The organism is Neisseria sp. (genome assembly GCF_030523955.1).
GTDB lineage: Bacteria > Pseudomonadota > Gammaproteobacteria > Burkholderiales > Neisseriaceae > Neisseria.
Genome location: NZ_JAUNHL010000027.1, coordinates 12,520 through 37,516, shown reverse-complemented (window position 1 = coordinate 37,516; position 24,997 = coordinate 12,520). Strand labels below are relative to the sequence as shown.

Annotated in this window: 19 protein-coding genes and 1 pseudogene; 10 read left to right on the top strand and 10 right to left on the bottom strand. The window is 51.4% G+C overall.

What is annotated here, in order from left to right; genetic code table 11:
• Positions 1-308 precede the first annotated feature (308 nt).
• The 3 genes from Q4C79_RS07330 to Q4C79_RS07320 all read left to right on the top strand — a co-directional run bounded on the left by Q4C79_RS07330 (position 309) and on the right by Q4C79_RS07320 (position 3,633).
• Complete coding sequence (locus Q4C79_RS07330) at positions 309-1,187, top strand: LysR substrate-binding domain-containing protein (RefSeq protein ID WP_303090366.1); 879 nt, start codon at positions 309-311, stop codon at positions 1,185-1,187.
• Between the two features lie 317 nt (positions 1,188-1,504).
• A complete protein-coding gene (locus Q4C79_RS07325) occupies positions 1,505-2,764 on the top strand; it encodes a putative DNA modification/repair radical SAM protein (RefSeq protein ID WP_303090365.1) in 1,260 nt (419 codons plus the stop codon).
• A 74-nt stretch (positions 2,765-2,838) separates the two neighbouring features.
• Positions 2,839-3,633, top strand: a complete 795-nt coding sequence (locus tag Q4C79_RS07320; protein WP_303090364.1) for a TIGR03915 family putative DNA repair protein — start codon at positions 2,839-2,841, stop codon at positions 3,631-3,633.
• A gap of 179 nt (positions 3,634-3,812) precedes the next feature.
• Here the strand turns inward: Q4C79_RS07320 and Q4C79_RS07315 are convergent, their stop codons facing one another.
• From Q4C79_RS07315 to oppD, 4 genes are all read right to left on the bottom strand, one after another.
• Complete coding sequence (locus tag Q4C79_RS07315; protein WP_303090363.1) at positions 3,813-5,021, bottom strand: DUF819 domain-containing protein; 1,209 nt, start codon at positions 5,019-5,021, stop codon at positions 3,813-3,815.
• 391 nt (positions 5,022-5,412) lie between these two features.
• Positions 5,413-6,216, bottom strand: a complete 804-nt coding sequence (locus Q4C79_RS07310; protein ID WP_303090362.1) for a carbon-nitrogen hydrolase family protein — start codon at positions 6,214-6,216, stop codon at positions 5,413-5,415.
• Positions 6,217-6,289: 73 nt separating this feature from the next.
• Positions 6,290-7,276: a murein tripeptide/oligopeptide ABC transporter ATP binding protein OppF gene (gene oppF, locus Q4C79_RS07305; RefSeq protein WP_303090361.1), complete on the bottom strand. Its 987-nt coding sequence runs from the start codon at positions 7,274-7,276 to the stop codon at positions 6,290-6,292.
• On the bottom strand, positions 7,273-8,253 hold the full coding sequence (gene oppD, locus Q4C79_RS07300) for an oligopeptide ABC transporter ATP-binding protein OppD (protein WP_303090360.1): 981 nt from the start codon (positions 8,251-8,253) through the stop codon (positions 7,273-7,275). Before oppD ends, oppF begins: the two co-directional genes overlap by 4 nt.
• 564 nt (positions 8,254-8,817) lie before the next feature.
• On the opposite strand from oppD, the gene Q4C79_RS07295 reads away from it, so the two are divergent.
• Positions 8,818-9,576 carry a creatininase gene (locus Q4C79_RS07295; protein ID WP_303090359.1) on the top strand — a complete coding sequence of 253 codons (759 nt, stop codon included), beginning with the start codon at positions 8,818-8,820 and terminating at the stop codon, positions 9,574-9,576.
• 310 nt (positions 9,577-9,886) lie between these two features.
• Here Q4C79_RS07295 and Q4C79_RS07290 read toward each other — a convergent pair whose 3' ends face one another.
• Positions 9,887-10,858 carry a GlxA family transcriptional regulator gene (locus Q4C79_RS07290; protein ID WP_303090358.1) on the bottom strand — a complete coding sequence of 324 codons (972 nt, stop codon included), beginning with the start codon at positions 10,856-10,858 and terminating at the stop codon, positions 9,887-9,889.
• Positions 10,859-11,033: 175 nt separating this feature from the next.
• On the opposite strand from Q4C79_RS07290, the gene Q4C79_RS07285 reads away from it, so the two are divergent.
• The 3 genes from Q4C79_RS07285 to Q4C79_RS07275 all read left to right on the top strand — a co-directional run bounded on the left by Q4C79_RS07285 (position 11,034) and on the right by Q4C79_RS07275 (position 15,648).
• Complete coding sequence (locus Q4C79_RS07285; RefSeq protein WP_303090357.1) at positions 11,034-12,263, top strand: M24 family metallopeptidase; 1,230 nt, start codon at positions 11,034-11,036, stop codon at positions 12,261-12,263.
• A 137-nt stretch (positions 12,264-12,400) separates the two neighbouring features.
• Positions 12,401-13,717 carry an MFS transporter gene (locus Q4C79_RS07280; RefSeq protein WP_303090356.1) on the top strand — a complete coding sequence of 439 codons (1,317 nt, stop codon included), beginning with the start codon at positions 12,401-12,403 and terminating at the stop codon, positions 13,715-13,717.
• Positions 13,718-13,968: 251 nt separating this feature from the next.
• Positions 13,969-15,648, top strand: a complete 1,680-nt coding sequence (locus Q4C79_RS07275; protein ID WP_303090355.1) for a BCCT family transporter — start codon at positions 13,969-13,971, stop codon at positions 15,646-15,648.
• Positions 15,649-15,750: 102 nt separating this feature from the next.
• Here the strand turns inward: Q4C79_RS07275 and Q4C79_RS07270 are convergent, their stop codons facing one another.
• The 5 genes from Q4C79_RS07270 to Q4C79_RS07250 all read right to left on the bottom strand — a co-directional run bounded on the left by Q4C79_RS07270 (position 15,751) and on the right by Q4C79_RS07250 (position 22,219).
• Entirely contained in the window at positions 15,751-16,776 is a 1,026-nt protein-coding gene (locus tag Q4C79_RS07270; protein ID WP_303090354.1) for a GlxA family transcriptional regulator, read from the bottom strand.
• 184 nt (positions 16,777-16,960) lie between these two features.
• Positions 16,961-17,605: a sarcosine oxidase subunit gamma gene (locus tag Q4C79_RS07265; RefSeq protein WP_303090353.1), complete on the bottom strand. Its 645-nt coding sequence runs from the start codon at positions 17,603-17,605 to the stop codon at positions 16,961-16,963.
• Complete coding sequence (locus Q4C79_RS07260) at positions 17,598-20,627, bottom strand: sarcosine oxidase subunit alpha family protein (protein WP_303090352.1); 3,030 nt, start codon at positions 20,625-20,627, stop codon at positions 17,598-17,600. The genes Q4C79_RS07265 and Q4C79_RS07260 overlap by 8 nt, the downstream gene beginning before the upstream one ends.
• On the bottom strand, positions 20,624-20,932 hold the full coding sequence (locus Q4C79_RS07255; RefSeq protein WP_303090351.1) for a sarcosine oxidase subunit delta: 309 nt from the start codon (positions 20,930-20,932) through the stop codon (positions 20,624-20,626). Before Q4C79_RS07255 ends, Q4C79_RS07260 begins: the two co-directional genes overlap by 4 nt.
• Before the next feature lie 12 nt (positions 20,933-20,944).
• On the bottom strand, positions 20,945-22,219 hold the full coding sequence (locus Q4C79_RS07250; RefSeq protein ID WP_303090350.1) for a sarcosine oxidase subunit beta family protein: 1,275 nt from the start codon (positions 22,217-22,219) through the stop codon (positions 20,945-20,947).
• A gap of 198 nt (positions 22,220-22,417) precedes the next feature.
• On the opposite strand from Q4C79_RS07250, the gene Q4C79_RS07245 reads away from it, so the two are divergent.
• The 3 genes and pseudogenes from Q4C79_RS07245 to Q4C79_RS07235 all read left to right on the top strand — a co-directional run bounded on the left by Q4C79_RS07245 (position 22,418) and on the right by Q4C79_RS07235 (position 24,971).
• On the top strand, positions 22,418-23,341 hold the full coding sequence (locus Q4C79_RS07245; RefSeq protein ID WP_303090349.1) for a formyltetrahydrofolate deformylase: 924 nt from the start codon (positions 22,418-22,420) through the stop codon (positions 23,339-23,341).
• Positions 23,342-23,429: 88 nt separating this feature from the next.
• On the top strand, positions 23,430-24,680 hold the full coding sequence (gene glyA, locus Q4C79_RS07240; protein ID WP_303090348.1) for a serine hydroxymethyltransferase: 1,251 nt from the start codon (positions 23,430-23,432) through the stop codon (positions 24,678-24,680).
• Positions 24,681-24,767: 87 nt separating this feature from the next.
• Positions 24,768-24,971: pseudogene (locus Q4C79_RS07235) on the top strand (lipoprotein signal peptidase).
• The last annotated feature ends 26 nt before the right edge of the window (positions 24,972-24,997 follow it).

The window sequence follows — 24,997 nt, the reverse complement described above, 5'->3', positions numbered from 1 at the left end:
CGGTGCCGGAAAGGCCGCTGCGGGCGCTGGCATCAAGATGGAGCAGGGTGGTCATGATGAATCCTTTCAGATGAATATAACTTGATTGTTTGGGTATTATCCGGTTTGCCAAACAGGCAAACAAACGATATATTCTCAAGCGATAAATAACTTCTATTCATCTGTTGTGATGGCAGAACCATTAAATTTTCGTAACAGTTCCGTCATACTCGGGCTTGACCCGAGTATCCCGAACTTGTCTGAAACTTGAGATGCTCGGGTCAAGCCCGAGTATGACGTGTGTACTTTTTCTTAAGTTGATCAAATAGATGGCCAGAATCCTACCTTCGCTCGATGCCCTTTATGTATTCGAGGCTGCCGCACGCTCGGGCAGTTTTAAAGCGGCGGCCGAATCCTTATCGGTGAGCGCTACCGCGGTCAGCCACCGTATCCGTGCGCTGGAAGAGGCTTTGGGGTGCGCGCTGTTTGTGCGCAAGGTGCGCGCAGTGGCGTTGACTGCCGAAGGAGAGCTGCTGCTGGCGGCGGTAACGGAGGGTTTGGACGGTATTTCCGCCGCCATCGAGCGCATCCGCAACGTCGGCCGTACCAAAGTAACGGTGTCGGTAACGCCTGAATTCGCCGCCAAATGGCTGGTGCCGAAGCTGGCGGATTTTCAGACGGCTTGCCCGGGCATCGATTTGCATGTTCACGCTTCATATGCTGCGGCAGATTTGAACGGCGGCGCGGCGGATTTGGCCGTACGCTACGGCAGCGGCACGTTTGCAGGTGCAACGGCCGAGCCGTTGTTTCAGGAATGCTTCGCACCGGTGGCTGCGCCGTGGCTGAAACGGAAATTGCCAGCAGATGCCGCGCAATGGCCGTTAATCCACCTAAACTGGTATCTGCCGCAGCAGCAGGTGTTCGATTGGCCGGCATGGGCGGAGCAGGCGGGATTGCCGCCGGCGCTGTTCCGTCACGGTACCCGTTATTCCGACGGCACGCATGCCGTGCAGGCAGCGGTGGCCGGGCATGGCGTGGCCTTGCTCGGCCTGCCGCTGCTGGCCGAAGAATTGCGTTTGAATTTGTTGGAAGTGGTTACAGAGCCGGTTTTGCACGGCCAGTTTTATTATGTGTGTATGCCCGACAAACGGCAGGTTGGCGCGGCGGTGCAAACGGTGAAAAACTGGTTGCTGAAGTCGGCCGTTTGAAAGGCTTGAGGCCGTCTGAAAGTTTTGGCTGCGCAGAAGCTGCGCCGTTTGCTTTCAGACGGCCTGTGTTTGAGAAAAGCAGTCTTGATACGTTTTAAAATTAATACGACCTAAGCTATTGGCAAATCCAAAGGTAAAATAGCAGCAAAATGTTCCTGATGACGGATGATTGGCAAGGCAGAAAAAAATAGTTAAAGTAGAATACTACTGCCGAAAAAACACCGCAGAACATATGCGGGTAGAAAAAGTGTTTAAGCAAAAAAAAACGGTGGTATCTGATACGGTCGATTTCATGCCAAAAGGCTCTAATATTGAATATGGATTACGATAAAATCAACCGCAAGCTGGCGATTTTGGCGGACGCGGCCAAATATGATGTTTCTTGTTCATCCAGCGGAGGTTCGCGCAAAAACAACGGCGGCTTGGGCAACTCGTCGCGCGCCGGAATTTGCCACAGCTTTACCGAAGATGGCCGCTGCGTATCGCTTTTAAAAATCCTGCTGACCAACCATTGTATTTATGATTGCGCTTATTGCGTATCGCGTCGCAGCAATGACGTGCCGCGCGCTGCGTTTACCGTTGAAGAGGTGGTTGATTTAACCATCAGTTTTTACCGGCGCAATTATATCGAAGGGCTTTTTCTGAGTTCGGGTATTTTCAAAAACGCCGACTACACCATGGAACGCTTGGTGCGTATTGCCAAAAAACTGCGTACTGAACACCGATTCAACGGTTATATCCACCTTAAGGCCATTCCCAAAGCTTCAGAGGAAATCCTTCAGGAGGCCGGACGCTATGCCGACCGACTGAGTATCAATATGGAAATTCCCACCATATCGGGCTTGGAGCGGCTTGCGCCCGAGAAAAAACATGCCGATATCACCCGGCCCATGTTGTTTGTCAAACATGAAATCGCCGCTACCGCCGATAGCCGCAAGACCATCAAATCTACACCGAAATTCGCACCGGCGGGGCAAAGTACGCAGCTTATCATCGGTGCCAGCGGTGAAAACGACCGCCAAATCATTCACGCCGCCAGCCGGTTTTATCAAAACTACGGCCTCAAACGCGTGTATTACTCGGGCTATGTGCCGGTGCTGGAAGACAGCCGCCTGCCGCCTTTATCGGCGCAAGTTCCGTTGCGGCGGGAAAACCGCCTGTATCAGGCCGATTGGCTGATGCGTTTTTACGGCTTTGCCGAGCATGAAATTCTTGATCGCGACCAGCCGTTTCTCGATTTGGATTTCGATCCGAAACTGGCATGGGCGCTACGCCACCGTGCCTATTTCCCGGTGGCCTTGCAGCATGCGCCGCTGGAAATGATTTTGCGCGTACCCGGTATCGGTGTGAAATCGGCCAAACGCATTGTGCAGGCGCGCCGCTTCCGCATGCTCACTTGGGCGCAGTTGGTGAAAATGGGCATTGCTCTCAACCGCGCACGTTATTTCATCACCTTGCCCGAACCCAACCGTTACGCTTCCTTAATCGACAGCCCGAACCTGCCGAATTTACTGTTGCAGCAGACGCGTTCCAAATTTATGCAAAGCGACACCGTGCAAGGTGATTTGTTTGGATAAGCAAACAAATAAAAGTAAGCCTTTCTTCTCATTCAACTAAGCTTTTCCGGCAATAGGCGACAAACCCGAAAATTATGAGCACACCCGAGCAATACACCTTAATTTACGACGGTAGCTTCGACGGCTTGCTCAGCGCGGTATTTGCGGTATATGCCAACAAATATCCGCCCGAGTGCGTGCACATCAGTGCCGATCCGAATGACGGCGATTTGTTTGGCAGCACGATTTCCGTAAGCAGCAGCGCCGAACACGCCACCCGCGTGCTTGAGCGCTTGCAACGCCAATTGGGCAGGCGTGGCATCCAAACATTGATTTACGGTTTTCTCATTGACGACAAAGATATGCCCGACACTTTCTTGCGCATCGTCCGCCTTGCTTTGGCGCAGCCGGATAAACCGAATATTCTCAGTGACTATGGCCATCCGGATGTGATGCAGTGGGCACAATGGGTGAAAACCGTCGGCCGTGAAAAACACCACATGGAGGCTTTTGTCCGTTTTGAAGAATATCATGTTCACGATCAAACCGAACCGACCTACATCGCCTGCATCGAACCTCAGTTTGACATATTGCCGCTGATTACGCGCTTTTTCCGTAACCGTTACGCCGACCAGCAATGGCTGATTTTCGACATCGGTCGCAATTATGGCGTGTATTTTGATAAAACCGAGCTATATCGAATTCATGATTTAGATATTTCCGGCGAACATGCCGCTTTGTCCGAGCGTGAGCAGTATTATCAGAAACTGTGGCAACGCTATTTCAAAAGCACCACCATCACTTCGCGCATCAACCTGCGCCAACACCGGCAAATGATGCCGCAACGTTATTGGCGGTATTTAACGGAAAAGCGTCCGATGCTGCCTTAGGGGCTGTTGCATACATGCCCTAGAAAATGCCTGTCTGAAAACAAGCTTGCGCATTTTGGCGAAGCCAAAGCTTTCAGACAGGCATTTTTCATCAGAGTTAATGTTAGGAGCTTGCTGCGGATTTTCCCTCAAAAAACCGCTTCGCCGGCCAATTTCCAACAGCTCCTAGGCCTTTGTTGCTACATATTGCCCACCAGCGCATACACCATCGTGCCGATGTAGTTGCCGATGATGTAACCCACCGTGCCGATTACCAAAATCGGCCCCACCAGTGTGCGCCAGCCTTTGCCGATGGCCAGCGCGGCGGCGGTGGTGGGGCCGCCGATATTGGCGTTGCAGGCGAGCATGATTTCTTCGATGCCGAATTTCAACAGCTTGCCCGCCAAGAGGGTAACCAGCAGATTGGTCAGCGCCACGGTAAGGGTGAATACAAACAGCAGCGGTGCACTTTGGATAATCAGCGGAATCGACGCGGGAATGCCGATAACAACGAAAAACAGATAGATGCAGTAGGTGCCGAGCTCTTGGCTGCCGCTGAGTTTGGCTACGCCTTTGCGGCAGAACACAATAACGGCGAAGGTGAGGGTGGTGAGCAAGAGGTATTTGTCCGTTACCAAGCCGATCAGCATATCCAATACGATATGTTCGCTGCCGCCCAACACGGTTTTCAGCCATTTGGAAGCAGTGAACGACACCGCCACCAACAGTATCGACGCACCCAAAGACAAAGCGATGCTTTGCAGCGACATGGCTTTCGGCTGCCAATAAGCGGCGGCTTGGTTTTGGTTTGAGCCCTTATTGCTGTTTTCAAGTGCATCCTGATGCGGGCTGCCCCAAAACCGGCGCACGGCAGGCAGGGCGGGCAGCGTCATCAGAATAAAGAAATAACAGGCCATCATCAGGTTGTCGGCCACGATGGTGGCGGCGGTGATGCTTTGGCTGGGTTCGAGTTTTGCGGTCATGGCGGCGAAATTGACCCCGCCGCCGGTATAAGAAGCAGCGATCATGCCGGAAATTTTATCCAACTCGGGAATATGGCGGCGCAGCATGGCAAAGCCCAACAACACGCCCAACACGGTGCCGACGGAGCTGATCAGGAAAATCAGCAGCAGCCGGCCGCTTTCTTTCAACACGGAATGCAGATCCAGTTGGAACAGCAGCAGGGGAATCGCCAGCGGCACGATATAGCCCCACACCGCATCGTAAACGGGTGATTCCGTGGGGATCAGGCCGAGGTTGGAAGCGGCGAGCGCAATCAGCAGCGCAATTACGGCACCGGGCACTTTTGCCGCCCAGCGCACGTTTTGCTCGATAACGATCGCCGCAGCGGCGGCGAGCATGATAAACGCCCATAGTAGCAAATGGTTATCGGCGGCAATCAACGGCATGGTGGTTCTCCTTTCTGCGGCATAGTGAAGGATAAGGGTTGGCCGGTTCGGAACCGAATAGTTTGGGCGGCATGGCCAATGCCTGTCTGAAAATAATACGTCACACTTGGGCTTGAACCGGGTATCACAAGATTTACTGGAGCTCAAGATACTTAGGGGCTGCCGACAATTAACGCAACGGCGGTATTTTTGGTCAAAATCCCCCGTCTGCGGCGTTAAAAATGCTCGCAAGATGTTCAATCTTGCTGCGCTTTTTGCCTTGCATACGCGGTTTTTGCCTCAAAAAACCGCTTCGCCGGTTAATTGTCGACAGCCCCTAAGGTCAAGCCCGAAATTGGCGGGGGTGTGACTAAACAAACGGTTAACGATGGTGATGAGTTTTGCTTACTGTTCACAATAAACGGTGTTGCAAAGCCGGCAGGCGGCTGCGTACGCTGGCGAGGCGGGCAGGATTCAGTTCGGCCAACAACACGCCTTCGCCTTCGGGCAGTACGGCCAAGATGTCGCCCCAAGGATCGATGATCATGCTGTGGCCGTAAGTGCGCCGCCCGCTTTCGTGGGTGCCGCCTTGGCCGGAGGCGATGACATAGCATTGGTTTTCCACCGCGCGGGTGCGCAGCAGCAATTCCCAGTGTGCCTTGCCGGTGTTATAGGTAAAGGCGGCCGGCAGCATCAGTACGTCAAAAGGGCTTTGGGCACGGAAAAATTCGGGAAAGCGCAAATCGTAGCACACGCCTTGGGCGATGCCCCAGCCGTTCATTTCGAAATGGGGAACGGTGCCGCCGGGCTGGATGGTATCGGCTTCGGAATAGTGTTCGCCCAAGCCGGAATAGCCGAATAAGTGCATTTTGTCGTAGCGGGCGCGGCAGTTGCCTTCGGAATCGTATACCAATAAGGTGTTCAGCACTTTATCGGGGTTGTCGCTTTGCAGCGGAACGGTGCCGCCGAACAAGGTAATTTGGTGCCGGCGGGCGGTGTCGCTGAGCGCTTGCTGCAAAACGCCGCTGCCGAAGGGTTCGGCATGGGCGATTTTATCGGTATCGGAAACGCCCATAATCGGCCAGTATTCGGGCAGCAATACCCATTGCGCACCTTGGGCGGCGGCTTCGGCTACCAAGCGTTGCATGGTGGCGATGTTGTCAGAAGGGCGTGTAGAGGAAACCATTTGTATGGTAGCGGCTTTGATGGTTTGCATATACTGGCTCCTGTTTGGGTTAAGTGTTTCTTGCTGATAGGCCTGTCTGAATGCTTAATCCGGCTGTATCGGTTTATAGGGCGGCTACGCTGTTTTTCAGACAGGCCACCTGATGCCGGATGTTGCCGGACAGCGCAGGTTTGGCCTCGGCACAAGCGCTATCGGCTTGCGGACAGCGGGTACGGAATACGCAGCCGGAGGGCGGATGGATCGGGCTAGGCAGATCGCCGGCAAGCAGTTGGATGGTTTTGTTGCGTTCGGCCTCAGGATCGGGCAGCGGTACGGCCGACATCAACGCCCGGGTGTAGGGGTGGGCGGGCGTAGCGTAAATTTCATCGTAATCCCCAAGTTCCACCGCGTGGCCCAAGTACATCACCAATACGCGGTCGGAAATGTGTTTGACCACCGATAAATCATGGGCAATGAAAATCAGCGCCAAACCCATTTCTTTTTGTATCTGCTTCAATAGGTTGACAACTTGCGCCTGAATGGAGACATCCAAGGCGGATACCGGTTCGTCGCAGATAATCAATTTAGGTTCGACGATCAGTGCGCGGGCGATGCCGATGCGCTGGCATTGGCCGCCGGAAAATTCGTGCGGATAGCGGTTGATCTGGTTGGGCAGCAGACCGACTTTCTGCATCATGGCTTTTACCCGCGCTTCGGTTTCGACTTTGCCGATTTGCGGGTGAAAGGTACGCAGCGGTTCGGCAATAATTTCGCCTATGGTCATGCGCGGGTTGAGCGAGGCGAGCGGATCCTGAAAAATCATTTGGATGTCTTTGCGCTTGAGGCGCATCTCTTTTTCAGACAGGCCTGCCAGCTCTTCGCCGTTCCATAAAATACTGCCGCTTTGGATGGGTGCCAAGCCGATGATGGCGCGTGCGAGGGTGGATTTGCCGCAGCCGGATTCGCCGACGATGCCCAGTGTTTCGCTAGGCTGTAAATCGAAGGAAATGCGGTTGACCGCTTTCAAAGTGGCGGCGGGTTGCCAGAACCAGCTTTGCGCATCGCGGATTTTGAATTCGACTTGCAAATCTTTTACGCTTAACAGGCTCATGCCGCATCTCCTTGTGGTTGCCAGAAACAGGCGCGCAGGCCGCCGTTGGCGTTGGTTTGCAGAGCGGGGGCGTGTTGACGGCATTCTTCGTGCACATACGGACAGCGTTCTTGGAAAGGGCAGCCGGCCGGCAGCCGTACCAGATTGGGCGGATTGCCGGGAATGGTGGCCAGCATCTCTTGCTTGTCGTCCAAGCGGGGAATGGCGCCAAGCAGGCCGATGGTATAAGGATGGGTGGGGCGGTAGAAAATATCGTCTACCGCTCCGTATTCCATGGTACGTCCGGCATACATCACCAGCACGCGGTCGCAAATGCCGGCCACCACGCCCAAATCGTGGGTAATCATGATGATGGTGGTGCCGAAATCGCGTTTGAGTTCGTTTAACAGCGCCATGATTTGCGCTTGTACGGTAACGTCCAGCGCCGTGGTCGGCTCGTCGGCAATCAAAAGTTTCGGGCGGCACAGCAAGGCCATCGCAATCATCACGCGTTGGCGCATACCGCCGGAAAATTCGTGCGGATACATGCCGATACGCTTTTTCGCTTCGGGGATTTTAACCGCATCGAGCATTTTTTGCGCTTCGCTCCAAGCCTCGCGTTTGCCCATGCCTTTATGCAGCATCAAGACTTCGGCCAGCTGGTCGCCGACTTTCATATAAGGATTGAGCGAGGTCATCGGGTCTTGGAAAATCATGGCGATTTCTTTGGCCCTGATGGCGTTTAATCTTTTTTCAGACAGGCCTAAAATCTCGCGGCCATCAAACAGTGCAGAACCGCGCGCTTTGCCGTTTTTGGCCAATAAGCCCATGATGGCAAAGGCAGTTTGCGATTTTCCGGAACCCGATTCGCCGACGATGCCCAGTGTTTCGCCGGCGTACAAATCGAAATTGAGCCGGTTGACGGCGGTGATGTCGCCGTCTTCGGTGTGGAAGGTGACCTCTAAGTCTTTAACTTGGAGCAAAGGAGATGTGTTCATCGTTTTTCCGTTTCAGACAGGCATACGGGGTGGTTTTGCTGGTAAAAGTGATTGGATACGGCCTAATAATGCCGTGTTGGCGTTTATTTATCAACACCGTTACCTTGCGCAATGGGTATGGCGGGAAAATTTCAACCCGCCGGCATTCATTCTGGGGCTTCGATAATAGCTTAAATGCCTGTCTGAAAGTTTTCAGACAGGCATTTTTCGTTAAAAAACGGTATCACCGTTTTGATTTGAATGGCCTGTTCCATCATAAAAACTGCTGAAAAACAATCAAAAAGACAAACGACTTTGTCGTATTTGGAACGAAATAGTTCGCATAATGGGTATTTTAACGGGGGCTTACTGCATAATATCGCTTTATCCGTGTTGATGACGGTTGTATTGTTTTTAAACTCTTCGTTCTTGTCTGCCGCTTTGGAAACTGCGCTTTGGTTATATGAAGTTGCAATTTTTGAAAGGCAGATTCTTTTTCAACCTGACCGTCCGATTGCAAACAGCCGCAGAGGACGTACATCAACTGGCCGACCGCAGAGCACCGATAATCATGAGGAGAAGTAGATGTCATATTTAATTGAAGAATTATCTTGGTTTCAATATAAAGATCAGATAGACCAAAACAAAATTCTGATTATTCCCATCGGTGCCACCGAGCAGCACGGCCCGCATTTGCCGTTGGGTGTCGATGCGATGTTGGCGACATCGTTTGCGCGTGCGCTGGCCGAACAAATCGGTGCGGTGGTTGCGCCCACCATCAATTACGGTTACAAATCCTTGCCGATGAGCGGCGGCGGCCCTTTCTTCCCCGGCACCATTGATTTGAACGGCACCACGCTGATTAATCTGGTGAAAGACATCGTGGTGGAGTTCGCCCGCGACGGCTGGAAGAAAATCATGATTTTCAACTGTCACTACGAAAACGAAGCGTTCGTATTGGAAGGCGCCGATTTGGCGGCCAAAGAGCGGGATGTGAACGTGCGCACCTTCATCGTGAACTGGTGGGATAATCTGGATCAGCAGATTGTGGAACAGGTGTTCGACAGCATTCCTTTCCCCGGCTGGGCGCTGGAACATGCGGCGATTACCGAAACTTCGCTGATGATGCATTTTTATCCGCATTTGGTACAGGAAGATAAGATTCCCAACGATAAGGTGGAAGAGGTGTTGAGTTTCCACAGTTATCCACCGTTGGAAGGCATGGTACCCGCATCGGGTTGTTTGAGCACCTCGCGCTCCAGTACGGCGGCCAAAGGCAAGCTGATTGTCGATAATGTATTGGTGAACATCGGCAAGCGCGTATTGCCGAAATTCCCGGCTTGAAATATTCCGGCATAAAAACTGCTCCGTTATTTGGCGGAGCAGTTTTTTTGTATGCGGCGGGGAAATGCCTGTCTGAAAATTTTGAACGCCTTTTCCGTTTTATTGCGTAATGAGACTTTCAAAAGTTTCAGACAGGCAGAGACTTTTGCAAAAAGCCGTTTTAATCCTGAGTTGATTAATATTTCGTCATGCTTGAGCTTGACCCGAGTATCTGTTCGTTCTCCTTAAACAACCAGATGCTCGGGTCAAGCCCGAGCATGACGCACGTGTTTTCAGGTATCGAAAAGAATTTTGCAAAGCTCTCAGGCATTCAGCCGGCCGAGGCCATGGTTTGTTTACGGGTTTGCGACGGCGTTAAGCTGAATTGGCTGCGGTAGGCTTTGCTGAAGCTGGAGGGATTGGAGAAGCCGCAAGCGAGGGCGACGTCCATAATCGATTTGTTGGTTTGTTTCAGCAAACGCTTGGCGTGCAGCAGGCGCACTTCGATGTAATACAGTTGCGGCGGTTTGTTGAAATAGCTGTTGAACCAACGTTCGAGTTGGCGTACGGATATGCCTAATAATTGGGCAATTTCGTGAATCGGCAGCGGCTCTTCGAGGTTTTTGTCCATCAATACCAAGGCTTCCACCACATAGTTGTAGCCGGAGTTTAATTGGGCGGATAAGGGGATATGCTGTGGTTCGTCTTCGCCGCGCAAGGTCGAGAGTGTGAATTGTTCGGCCACCGATTCGGAAAGCTTGCGGTCATAATTCAGGCGGATGATATTAATGCATAAATCCAGCGCCGCTGTGCCGCCCGAGCAGGTATAGCGGTTGCGGTCTATGGTGTAGATCGAGGTGTTGAAGTGGGTTTGCGGGAAGGTTTCTTTGGCCGCCAGCATATTTTCCCAATGGATGCTGGCGCGGTAATCGTTCAAGAGGCCGGCATCGGCCAGTGCAAACGCACCGGTGCATACGCCGCCCAAGGCTGCGCCTTTTTGCGCATAACGTTGCAGCCAAGTGCGCAAACCGGAATTTTTCAGTTTGTTCAAATCAAATCCGCCGCAAACGAAGATTAAGTCGCACCGCAGCAAATCCGACATTTGGGCGGTGTGGTTGACGGAAATATGGTTGCTGGCCGAGGTGTGGGCGCCGGTCAGGCCGGTAACTGAGAAATGGTACAAATCCTGATTGCTGACGTAATTGGCCATACGGAAGGCTTCAATGGCGTTGGAGAAGGCAATCATGGAAAAACCTTCAAGTAAAACAAAACCAATCTGATGCTTGGTTGCAGGCATCGTCATTTTATTCTCCTGTTTGCTTGTCACTAAGCGTGACAAGAATATGTCGTATTAAGCATATTTTCGGTCGACTGTGTTTTATTATGATGTGCAACAGATAATGCTTAAATCATGAAGTATTGTCAATTGTGGCTTCAAAATTAAAGTTGATATTCGAATCTAATCAGGAGAAATAAAGATGTCCTCAAACCCGATGCAAATGCCCAGCTTGATTACCATTGAGAACGGTGAAAAAGTCAAATCCACCTTCAGCTTGGCTGAATACCAACGCCGGCAAAGCCTGCTTCGCCAGAAAATGGCGGAGATGCAAATCGACGGCGTGCTGTTCTCCTCTTATCACAATATTAACTACTACTCCGACTTTTTGTATTGCTCGTTCGGCCGTTTCTACGGCTTGGTGGTTACTCAGGACAAAGTGGTTTCCATTTCCGCCAACATCGACGGCGGCCAACCGTGGCGTCGTACGGTAGGTGATTACAATGTGGTGTATACCGACTGGCAACGCGACAATTATTTCAAAGCCTGTGCGCAGGAATTGCCGAAAAAAGGCCGCATCGGGGTTGAAATGGACCATCTGCCGCTGGAGCGCTTGGAAAAATTGAAAGCGGCGCTGCCGGATGTGGAGTTTGTCGACATCAGTGCTGCCTGTATGCGCATGCGTATGGTGAAATCGGCCGAAGAAATCGAGTTTATTAAAAACGGTGCCAATGTGTGTGATATCGGCGGTTTCGCGCTGCGCGATGCGGTAACCGAAGGTATCCCGGAATACGAGGTGGCGCTGGCTTCCACTCAAGCAATGATTCGCGAAATTGCCCGCCGTTATCCGGACAGCGAACTGATGGATACTTGGACTTGGTTCCAATCAGGCATCAATACCGATGGTGCGCACAATCCGGTAACCAGCCGCAAGGTGCAAAAAGGCGATATTCTGAGCCTGAACTGTTTCTCTATGATTTCCGGTTACTACACCGCGCTGGAACGCACCATGTTCTACGATCATGTGGATGATGCCTCTCTGAAATTGTGGGAAGTCAATGTGAAAGTTCACGAAGCCGGTTTGGCTTTGGTAAAACCGGGTATCCGCTGCTGCGAAATCGCCCACGAACTGAACAAAATCTACGAAGAATATGATTTGCTGAAATACCGTACTTTCGGTTACGGCCACTCTTTCGGCGTGTTGTCGCACTACTACGGCCGCGAAGCCGGTTTGGAGTTGCGCGAGGACATCGATACCGTTCTGGAGCCGGGCATGGTGATCTCCATCGAACCGATGATTATGCTGCCGGAAGGTATGCCGGGTGCCGGCGGTTATCGCGAACACGATATCTTGGTGGTTAAAGAAGGCGGCGCTGAGAACATCACCAAGTTCCCGTACGGTCCGGAGCACAATATCATCTCCGCAGGCTGAACCCAACTGACGGAATACCATTGAAATAAGGAGGTCTTTGCAAAATAACCCAAGTTATCCGGGGCTTTTAATGAAGCTCTGAATTTTGCAAAGACCTCATACTTATTCTGATACGGATAGAAAAAAGGAGCTTGATCATGACAACAATCGTTGGCGCTTCAGGAACTTCTTCGCATCACACGCAGCAACAAGATAATGGCGATTTAAACCGTGCCGCCAAGGCAACATTCATCGGTAACTTTGTAGAATGGTTCGATTACGGTGCTTACGGCTATTTAGCGGCAACCATTGCAATGGTATTTTTTCCGGAGAGCGACAGAACCACGGCTTTGATGTCTACATACGCCGTATTTGCCGCATCTTTCATTGTTCGTCCTTTGGGCGGTATTTTCTGGGGTTATATCGGTGACCGATACGGGCGGCGTCCGGCTTTGTCGTGGTCGATCCTGATTATGACGGTAGCGACGTTTTTGATCGCTTTGTTGCCCGGGTATGCCACTATCGGTCTTGCGGCACCGGTGTTGCTGCTATTGCTGAGGTTGGCGCAGGGTTTTTCCGCTTCAGGCGAATATGCCGGCGGGGCAACTTTCCTGGCCGAATATGCGCCGCCCGAAAAGCGTGGTTTTTATACTGCGCTGATTCCGGCTTCCACTGCGGCAGGTTTGTTGCTGGGCTCACTGATGGCGGCAGGCTTATACGGCTTGCTGAGCGAGGAGGCATTGAAAGAATGGGGGTGGCGGCTTCCGTTTTTATTGGCCGCACCGTTCGGTTTGGTGGGACGCTATATCCGTTTGAAGCTGGAAGAAACACCTTCTTTCCAGGCGGCCATGGCCAATGCCCATCCCGAATCCGTACCGATTAAGCGCTTGTTTAAGGAGCATCCGAAAGCCTTGTTGGTAGCCTTTTTGGTGGCCTGTCTGAATGCAGTGGCGTTTTATCTGATTTTGAGCTACATGCCGGAATATCTTTCGGAAAATATGAGCGTAGGTAAAACCGAATCGTTTGTTGCGGCATCGGTATCGCTGTTGTCTTATGTCGGTTTTATTTTCATTATGGGCAAATTGTCGGATCGTTATGGCCGCAAAGCCATGCTGATTGCTGCCTCGGTGTTGTTTGTTGTGCTGACGGTGCCTTTGTTTATGGCATTCGGCTGGGGCGGTTTCGGCTTGATTTTGCTGATTCAGATTATTTTCGGCGCGATTTTGTCGGTGAACGACGGCACGTTGCCTGCTTTTCTGTCCGAGCTGTTTCCGACCGATGTGCGCTATACCGGCTTTGCCTTTAGTTTTAACTCCGCAAATGCTTTGATGGGCGGTACCACGCCGCTGGTTGCGACTTGGCTGATCAGTGTAAGCGGCTCCAAAATCTCACCTGCTTGGTATTTGATGGCGGTAGCGGTGGTGGCGATGCTGGCGGTGTTGTGCGTGAAAGATAACAGCCGAAAAGTGCTTTAGAAAGAAAGAGGCCTGTCTGAAACAAACTTTCAGACAGGCCTCTTTGGTTTAAAGTCTTAAAAGAAAAATAGAGTATTTACCGAGAATAAAACCTTCAGAGTTAATCAAGGGCAGATGAAGTAGACGATATTTGGATGGTTAAGGGGAATTTAAATCGGATTATCTGTTTGAATTTTTTATACCGGACCACAAAAAATGGAGCAAAAGAAATGACAACCCCGTCAAACAAAGATCAAAATCAGAAAGAATCAATGCCGCCTGATCAAAAAATACAAACCAGCTTACCCCGGTTCCGGGGTACGGTGATTCCGCCGCTGGATTCTCTGATTATCAAAGTGTTGCCGCCGATATTGATTATTCTGGTGGTGGCTGCGGTGATTATGAATCCGACCGGCGTTTCCGACATCATCCAATACCTGCGCACGAAAATCACCAGCGGTTGGGCTTGGTTTATTATTCTTTATTCCTTGGTATCGGTTGGCATGTGTATTTGGCTGACCTTTTCCAAGTTGGGCAAAGTGCGTCTCGGCGGGCCGAAGGCGGCACCGGAGTTTTCAAATTTTGCTTGGTATTCGATGCTGTTTGCCTGCGGGCAGGGTATCGGCCTGATTTTCTGGTCGCTGGCCGAGCCTATCATGTTGAAAAATGATGCGGGTATTTTGCCGATTAACAGCAATCCCGGCGAGAGCGGCATTGTATGGGGCTATTTCCATTGGGGCTTTACTGCTTGGGCGATGTACGGTGTCGTTGCGGCCTGTTTGGCTTATTCGCACCACAACCTCGGAAAAACGCTGACTTTCCGTGAGGCAACCGTCGATTTGTTGCCCAAAGCGGCCCAGCGGCCGGCCGGCGTGGTGATTGAAATGCTGGCGATTATTGCGACCGTATTGGGTTTGGCAACCAGCTTTGCGTTTGCATCCATCCAGTTTTCATCCGGTTTGCAGACCTTGGGCTTGCTGGGCAGCAATACCACTACTTGGGTGGTGATTATTGCGGTGCTTGGTGTACTGGCTTCATTTTCCGCCTTTGCCGGTTTGGATAAAGGGATGAAAATCGTTTCGGAGGCCAATACCATCTTATCGATTGTGCTGGTACTCAGCGTATTGGTGATTGGCCCGACGGTTTACATTCTCGGTAATTTGGTGCAAACCACCGGCGTATTCTTTGACCAATTCATTACCATGAGCTTCTATGTCGGCCCTGAATTGACCATGTCGCCCTTGGCCTCTTGGAAAGATTCTTGGAACGGTTGGTGGACGATTTTTATTTGGTGCTGGGTGATTGCGTTCAGCCCGTTTGTGGCCGGTTTTATTGCACGTATTTCGCGCGGCCGTACCATTCGCGAATTCGTTATCGGCGTAACGGTGATTCCTTCGGCGATCGTGATGATCTGGATCGGTATCATTGCTTCTGCGGGTATGTATTACGATGAACAGTCGAAAGGTTTGATTAGTGCGGCAATTAAGGCAGACAGCTCCAGCGGTTTGTTTGCCATGCTCGATTTGTTACCGTTCGGCGGCAGCTTGCTGATGGTGGTGGCTACAATTTTGGTAGCAACTTATTATGTTACTTCGCTGGATTCGGGTACTTACGCTTTGTCGGAGTTTGTATCCGCGCCGCGTAAATCGAGCCCGGCCTTCCGCGTGGTTTTGGTAGCCTCGATTGCCACCGTTGCGATTGTGTTGCTGTCGCTGGGCGATAACGCCGTAGTCGATACCGTTCAGACAGGCGTTATTATCGGTGCGTTTCCGTTTGCATTTGTGATTCTGCTGATGATTGCCAATTTGTTCCGACGCTTGAAAACTCGGAATAAAGCCATTAAGAAACTGGAAAAAGAGATTAACGATCCGAATTTCCGTGAAGAAGATTTATTGCTGGATGAGCATGGTATACCGCTGGCCCCTCCTGCAAATACGGTTAAATCCGATTAATCTTTAGTTGTGAAATTTGAGGTTGGATGAAAAAGGCTGTATCCGATAAGGATGCAGCCTTTTTATTGCCGATTTTAGATATTGTCAGATTCACTGTGCCTGTTAAAGATTGCTGATTACGCCGCCTGAGCCCGCTACTTTATAAGTCAGCGAAGGGTCGGTGGGTTTGCGTTGTTCACGCGGAGAGTAGCCGTAATAGTTGCGGAAGGCTTTGGAAAAGTGCGATGAAGTCGAAAAGCCGCAGGCAACCGTTACTTGCATGATGCTCATGCTGGTTTGTGCCAACAATTCTTTGGCGCGCTGCAAACGCAGGCGCAAATAATATTGAGCCGGTGAAACATGGCAATAACGTTTAAACAAACGCTCCATTTGGCGCAAAGAGAGCGGAATCAAATTGGCGATTTCCTGCATCGATAAGATTTCATCGAGATTTGCCTGCATCAGTTCAATAGCGGCACGCACATATTCATAGCCCGGCCCCATGTTTTCCGTATAAACCAGATATTGGGTGGTAGACGCTTCGCGGATTCTCTCGACCACGAATTGTTGGGATACCGAAGTGGCCAGCGCCTTGCCATGCTGGATGCGGACAAGCTGCAACATCATATCGATAGAGGCGGTGCCTCCTGAGCAGGTATAGCGGTCTTTATCGATTACATAGAGTTGTTCGCCGAATTTCACTTTCAAAAAAGCTTCTTTTGCTGCCGGCAAACTTTCCCAGTGCACGGCGCTGTGATAACCGTCCATCAGGTTGGCCAGAGCCAAGGCGATGGAGCCGGTGCATAAACCGCCCAGAATGATATTTTCTTGTGCCGCCAGCTGTTGCAATAATTGTTTGATCGATGCGGTGGTGGCGGTTTGCACGTGAATGCCGCCGCAAACGAAAACAATATCGCATCCGAACAATTCTTCTTTGCTGATGGAATTTTCAAAGCGTAAACCGTTGCTGGCGCAAATGTCTTCCTGATCTTGATAAATATGCCAAGAATAAAGTTCATTTTGACTTAAATAATTGGTCATGCGCATTACTTCAATCACGCTGGCAAAGCTGAGCATGGTGAAACCGCGTAATAAAATAAACCCGATTTTTTGGGTTTTATGTTGATAATAATGGTTTGGTATGCTCATCTCTTTCTCCTTGGTACAGACTTTTCCCTTTTTTCAGGCATAAACTTACTGGCTTTCAGCGGTATGGCGCGTGATAAATTCGACATGCGATCGCTTAAAAGCGACATGATTATACAAAAGAAATCCCTGCGCGGTTTGCAGCGCAGGGATAATAAGCAGAGATTTTACTGTTGGCCAGCTTTAATCAAGCCGTATAGCGTTGCCAATCGGTTTCTGAAAACTGCCATTTTTTTTGCAAAGCATAGCCGTAAGGCTTGGCGGTTTTTTGCAAAATACGCCACAAATAATCGGCAAAACTGCGGCGGAAAATGAAGGCGTAATCGTTTTCGGCTACTTTTACGACCACTACGGTGGTTTTCTTTGCAATGGTCTGTACGCATTGGCCTGTCTGTAAAGACTCAAAATTGTACGGAGAGATATGGCGCAAAATAGTAGTGGCATCATTGCCGTGGATACGCATCAGCATGAAGCCGCCGCTGTTGTCCACCACTTGGGCGTATACGCCTTTTAATGCGGTTTGCAGTTTTTGCAGCAAATCGTTTTTCTCTGCATAAGAGCATACCAAGAGCCATTCATCGGGAGACAGCCACAATACGGCGGCCGGTTTGGTGTATACCGTTTGTTTGGGTTGGGTGGGAATATCGCTGCCCAAAACGGAGGCTACCGCTTGGCTAAACGCCTTATCATCCGCTATGCCGCGCAGATAGATAAAGCCCAAGGCGCTGCCGCTGCTGTAATTGACGCTGTCGATGGCAGCTTGTTCATTCAACTCCGCCCATTGCACGTGCAAAGGCGTTTCCCATTTTTCTACCAGTGTTGTATCAACCATGTTGACGTTCTCCTTTGGCATCCACAAATACCGAGCTGTCGGCTACGGTGAACGGAATCAATTTGCCTTGGCTGAAGGCATACAGGGTCTGCCCGATACGGTTACGACCGTCGGTTATTACGGCCATGGCAATCGACCGGCCAAGGAAGGCGCTGTAATAGCTGGAAGTAATGTGGCCTAACAGCGGAACTTTCGGGTCGTATCCGCCGGCTTCCGGCACTTTGATGTTGGCATCGGCCACAATCTGCGCACCTTCGGGAATAACCGTGTTCGTATCTTGCGGGAACAAACCGACCAAGTGTTTACGGTCGCTGCGCGCGGTGTCGCTGCGTGCAAGAGAGCGTTTGCCCAAGAAGGAGAAGGGTTTTTTCATACCCACTGCCCAACCCATGCCCAAATCAATCGGCGTTACCGAGCCGTCGGTATCTTGGCCGACGATGATGAAACCTTTTTCGGCACGCAATACGTGCATGGTTTCGGTGCCATAGGGCGTAATGTCAAATTCGGCGCCTGCGGCTATTACTTGCTCCCACAGATAGTGGCCGTAACCGGCTTCCACATTGATTTCATAAGCCAATTCGCCGGAGAAGGATACGCGGAATACACGTGCGGGCAAGCCGGCTACGGTACCTGCTTTCCATTCCATAAATGGGAAGGCCTCGGCGGAGAAATCGATGTCGTTACACAGTTTTTGCAGGACTTGGCGGGATTTGGGACCGACTACGGCAATGGTACCCCAATGGTCGGTTACCGAAGTCATCCAGACTTTCAAATCCGGCCATTCGCTCTGATGCCATAATTCCAGCCAGCTTAATACGCGGGCGGCGCCGCCGGTAGTGGTGGTCATGTAGAATTGCTCTTCGCTGACGCAGGCTGTTACGCCGTCGTCCATAACCATGCCGTTTTCATCCAACATCAGGCCGTAGCGGCATTTTCCGGGTTCCAGCTTAGACCAAGCATTGGAATAGATGCGGTTTAGGAATTCGCGTGCATCCGGGCCGTCGATCTGGATTTTACCCAGCGTAGAGGCATCCATTACACCGACACCGTTGCGTGCAGCCAAGCATTCGCGGTTAACCGCGGCATGAATGTCTTCACTGGCTTTGGGAAAATACCACGGACGCAGCCATTGTCCGACCGGCTCGAATTCTGCGCCGCGCGCAACATGGCTTTCGTGCATGGCGGTAATCCGCTCCGGGTCGAAGGTGTCGCCGGCATCCAAGCCTGCCAACACACCCAGGCTGACCGGTGTATAAGCCGGGCGGTAAGTGGTGGTGCTGACTTGTTCTACCGGAACCCCCATGGCTTCTGCGGTCAAGATAAAGCTGTTGACGCTGGAGAGCTTGCCCTGTTCGGTACCGAAGCCGAAAGCGGTATAGCGCTTCACGTGTTCGATATGGCGGTAGTTCTCCTGAATGGTGATTTTGATGTCTTCGGCCGTCACATCGTTTTGGTAATCGACAAAGGCTTTGGCACCTTTGCCTGCCGGCTTGCCATCAGGCAGGCGTACGGCCAATTCCATAGCCTGATGTTTTTCTTCAACCACTTTGGGCATCTCGATATCGGCTTGGATGCCGCGGTCAGCCAAAAAGGCTTTCAGAATGTCGGCGGTTTGTGCAAGGGTTTGCTGCCAAGTTTTGCTGCCGGTTACCGCACCTACATTGCATACGGTCGGTTTGCAGTTCTCGTACTTATCGGGTACTACAAACGCCATTTTTTCGGCATCCCACAGCGGACGGCTGGTATCGTGGCAATACAAGTGTACGGTAGGCGACAGGCCGCCGCTGGAAAGTACCACTTCGCAGGCTACGCTTTGCTTGCCACCGGATTTCAGATCTATCAGTTCCACACCGTGAACTTGGCCTTTGCCGGCGTTAACTTGCGCAATCCCGGTAGCCAGATGCACTTTGACTTGTTTGGAAATATAGGCCGGGATGCTGCTGCGCGAACGTACATCAGCAACAATCACTTCGGCGCCAGCCTGCGCCAAATCACGGGCGGCCAGATAGATTTCATCGTTGTTACCGCAAATCACGATTTTATCGCCCAACAGTACGCCATAGCGATTCAGATAGGTTTGCGCAGCCGAAACGGTGAAAACGCCGGGGGTGTCGTTGTTGCCGAATACCAATGGCCGTTCGATCGCACCGCTGGCCAGAATGACTTTATCGGCACGGATACGGTGCAGACGCTGGCGCGGTTGGTCGGGATTGCGTTGACCTAAGGGTAGGTGATCTTGCAACAGTTCAACCGCTTGAATCAAATTATGGTCGTGCAAGGCGAAGGCGGTGGTGCGGGTTAAAACCGTTACGTTTTGATGCTGCTTCAGTTTTTCCGCCAGACTGGCCGCGTATTCGGCACCGCTGATGCCGTCGAAACGGCTGCTTGCATCGGATAACAGCCAGCCGCCCAATTGTGCCTGCTCGTCCACCAACAGCACTTTCAAGCCGTTTTCGGCAACATTGAGGGCAGATTGCAAGCCGGCCAAACCGCCGCCGACAACCAATACGTCCACATAATGATGCAGATGGTCATACCATTCGGCATCACCCACTTCAGGCGTACTGCCGAAGCCGGCGAACTGACGGATAACGTTTTCGTAAGTCGGCCAGAGTTTTGGCGGCCATTTAAAGGTTTTGCTGTAAAAACCGGGCGGCATCATGGCTTTGCCTACCGATCCGATCATACCTTTGTAATCGAAATGCAGGCTGGGGCGGCCGGATGTACGTTCCGCAATCAAGCCTTGGTAGAGCTCGGCTTGTGTCGCTTTGACGTTAGGCGTGCTGAAAGCACCTTTTTCCAGTTGTACCAGCGCGTTAGGCTCTTCCGCACCGGCGCTCATGATGCCGCGCAGACGGCCGTATTTATAACTGCGGGCCAAGGCTTTAACGCCGTTTACCAGCAATGCCGATGCCAATGTATCGCCTTTCAGGCCTTGGTATTGTTGGCCATCGAATTCAAAGCTAACGGTGTTGCCTGCTTCGACTTGTACCGATGGTTTTAAAATGCGTCTTGCGCTCATACCGACTCCTCTGCTGCTGATTGTTTTTCAGATGCTTTGCGGGCTTCTGCGAATGTATAGCTGCCTTCTACTTCATTGGTAACGTTGTGGCGTTTAACCACAAACAACTTCCGGCAGCCGGAGGTGTGTTCCCACTGTTCCCAGATCCAGCCTTTATGGTTGCTACGCATGAATACATAGTCGCCCCATTCTTCGTCGCTTAATTCTTCAGGATTTTTCGGGCGGACAATAAAGGCTTCGCCGGCGTAATGAAATTCTTGTTCGTCGCGTTTTTCGCCGCAAAACGGGCAATGTAAATAAAGCATGTGATGGGCTCCTTAGTGAGCAACGCCGGCGGCGCCGTGTTCATCAATCAGACGGCCTGTGTAGAAGCGGTCTAAGGTAAAGGCTGCGTTCAACGGATGCGGATTGTCGTTGGCGATGGTGTGGGCGAATACGTGGCCGGAACCCGGAGTGGCTTTGAAGCCGCCGGTACCCCAACCGCAGTTGAAATACAAGCCCTTAACCGGCGTTTTGCTGATAATCGGGCAGGCATCGGGAGTAACATCCACGATACCGCCCCATTGGCGGTTCATGCGCACGCGGGAGAGTTGCGGGAATAATTCGATAATGGCGGCGGCAGTGTGCTCGATGATGTGCGGGCTGCCGCGCTGGCCGTAACCCAGATGGCTGTCGATACCGGCGCCGATCACAAATTCGCCTTTATCCGACTGGCTCATGTAGCCGTGTACGGCATTCGACATCACCACGGTATCAAAGACTTTTTGCATGGATTCGGAAACGAACGCTTGCAACGGATGGCTTTCAATCGGGAAGCGCAAGCCTGCCATATTGGCCAGAACCGAAGTGTGGCCGGCAGCGACGACACCTACCTGATTGGCGCGCACGAAACCTTGGGTGGTTTGCAGGCCTTGGATGCGGCCTTCGCTGATGTTCATGCCGGTGACTTCGCAGTTTTCAATCAAGTCTACGCCCAGATGGCTGGCTGCGCGGGCAAAACCACGGGCGACTGCATCGTGGTGTGCGATACCGCCGCGCGGTTGCCAACTGGCACCGAGTACCGGATAACGGGTACGGCGCGAGCAATCGAGCAGGGGGATGCGTTCTTGCACTTCTTTGGCGTTCAAAACATAAGCATCGATGCCCAAGAGATTATTGGCGTTTACACGGCGTTCGATGTCGCGCATGTCTTGCAGGTTGTGACCCAAGTTGAATACGCCGCGCTGGCTGAAGAAGGTATTGAAGTTCAAATCTTCAGACAGGCCTTCCCACAGTTTCATGGAATGTTCGTATAAATTGGCGGCATCTTCCCATAGATAGTTTGAGCGCACCAATGTGGTGTTGCGCGCGGTATTGCCGCCGCCCAGATAGCCTTTTTCCAATACGGCGATTTTGCCGACATTATGGTTTTTTGCCAGATAATAGGCAGTTGCCAAACCGTGGCCGCCGCCGCCGACGATAATCACATCATACTGGCTTTGCAAGGTTGCCATGCGGCGTGCTTCCGGCCAGTTCTGGTTGTGCGATAAGCTGTTTTTCAGCAACGACTTCCAAGAGTAGAAGTTGTTTTTATCAAAAGTTCCGTTACTCATTTCTTCTCCCAAATCCAGCGGTAGGCTGTAAATTCTAGCTATTATTGATATTTGATTGTTGTAAAACCGTCAAACTTAGACGTAATTTGTTCAGGAAGCGACAAGGTTTATTCGGTTAAATACAAGCCTGTCGGGCCTGTCGTATTTGTTATGCTGGGTGTCGATTTGGATATACTTTGCTTTTGCAGCAATGCCATCATGAATAATCCATTCGGCTTGGCTATCCGGCGGGCCGGTTGCACAATAACTTTAAGAGGAGTAACCATGGGTTTTCAGCGCTATGCATTGAATTTTTCCGCACCCAGCCAACGCGGGCAGGTGGGTGAGTTGACCCGGATTCTGGAGAATCACGGGGCGTACATCGAACAATTTTCGGTGTTCGACGATGAAATTTGCCAATATTTTTATCTGCGTAGTGTTTTTCACATTGAGGAAAAAAGCTTTGATTTGAAACGCCTGCAAGACGAATACCATGAATTTTTGCAGCAGCAAAACGGTGAAGGCCATATTTGGGATTTGGACGAACCGGTTAAAGTGCTAATTATGGTGTCGAAAACCGACCATTGTCTCAATACCTTGATTTCGGCCAGCAAATTGGGTGTATTAAATATGGATATTGTCGGCATCGGTTCCAATCATTTGGACTTGAAGCCGATTGCCGATCATCACGGCATACCGTATTACCATTTGCCGGTGAACAATGAAAACCGTGCACGACAAGAACAGCAGATTATCGACTTGAAGAGCCAATTGGATGCCGAATTTGTGGTGTTGGCGCGCTATATGCAGGTATTGAGTCCGCAAACCAGCAAAATGCTGGAAAAGCAGGCCATCAATATCCACCATTCGTTTTTACCGGGCTTTAGGGGAGCCAAGCCTTATGAACAGGCGCATGCGCGCGGGGTAAAACTGATCGGTGCCACCGCACATTTCGTTACGCCGGATTTGGACGAAGGTCCGATTATCGATCAGGATGTGGAGCGCGTAGATCATGCGTTTACGCCGGCCGATTTGCTGCGCACCGGCCGCCACAGCGAGAGCGTGGTGTTGGAGCGCGCATTGCAGCAAGTTTTAGAGCGCCGGGTATTTATCAACGGAGAGCGTACTGTGGTGCTGCGCTGATATTCCTGTCAAAACCGCCGGAGATTCCGGCGACGCTTAATTCTGCACCCGATTTGTATCATCATGATTTTTACGAAGGAGAAATAATATGTTTTCACGCAGTGTGACAGTCGAATCTTTTGACCCCGAAGTGGCCAAGGCCATTGCGCAGGAAGTCGAGCGCCAGCAAGACCATGTGGAGCTGATCGCTTCCGAAAACTATGTCAGCCCGGCGGTGATGGAGGCGCAAGGTTCGCAACTGACCAATAAATACGCCGAAGGTTATCCCGGCAAGCGCTATTACGGCGGTTGCGAATATGTCGATATCGTCGAGCAACTGGCGATCGACCGCATTAAAAAACTGTTCGGCGCCCAGTATGCCAACGTACAGCCGCATTCCGGCTCGCAAGCCAACCAAGCGGTTTACACTTCGGTATTGCAGCCGGGCGATACGATTTTGGGGATGAATCTGGCGCATGGCGGCCATCTTACCCATGGTGCTTCGGTGAATATTTCCGGCAAACTGTATAAAGTGGTGCCCTATGGTTTGGGCGACGACGAAACCATTGACTATGATGAAGTCGAGCGCTTGGCATTGGAACACAAGCCGAAAATGATTGTGGCCGGTGCTTCTGCCTACGCCTTGGAAATCGATTTCAAACGTTTCCGTGAAATTGCCGACAAAATCGGTGCGTATCTGTTTGTCGACATGGCGCACTACGCCGGCTTGATCGCTGCCGGTGAATACCCGAACCCGGTTCCGCACGCTCATTTCACCACTTCGACCACCCACAAAACTTTGCGCGGCCCGCGCGGCGGCATCGTGTTGACCAACGATGAGGAGTTGGCGAAAAAAATCAATTCCGCCATTTTCCCGAGCCTGCAAGGCGGCCCGTTGATGCACGTGATTGCTGCCAAAGCGGTGGCATTTAAAGAAGCGTTGGAGCCTTCTTGGAAAGAATACGCCAAACAAGTGAAGCTCAATGCCAAAGCCATGGCCGAAGTATTGACCCAACGTGGTTTGCGCATTGTTTCGGGCCGTACCGAGAGCCATATGTTCCTGGTGGATCTGCGCGCCAAAAACATTACCGGTAAAGCAGCCGAAGAAGCTTTGGGCAAGGCGCACATCACCGTGAACAAAAACGCGATTCCGAATGATCCGGAAAAACCGTTTGTTACCTCCGGCGTGCGTTTGGGTGCGTCGGCCATCACCAGCCGCGGTTTCGATGAAAACGACACCCGCGAATTGGCTAACTTAATTGCCGATGTATTGGAGGCGCCGGATAACGAAGCGGTGTTGAAAGAAGTTGCCGGTAAAGTAGAGGTCTTGTGTGCCCGCCGCCCGGTATACGGTGATTAAAGATTTGACACGATGTGATGCTGTCCCCATGTCGCAAGGCATGGGGATATTTGTTTGGTAGGAAAACGGAAATAAAGAGAGAGACCTTTGCAAAACCCGCATCTGCGGCGCATTTCTGCGTTGTGTGCTGCTCGCTCGCTTGCCTAACCCCATGTTATGTCTGCGCTCGCTGCGCTGCTACGCCTTGAACTGTATCCACATCTGAGGGTTTTGCAAAGGTCTCAGTATGCCTGTCTGAAAATAGTTTGGTTTTTTATATTTAATCGGTTTTGTAAGACAGGTATATGTTAAGTAAACAACGGGGGTATTTGCATCAC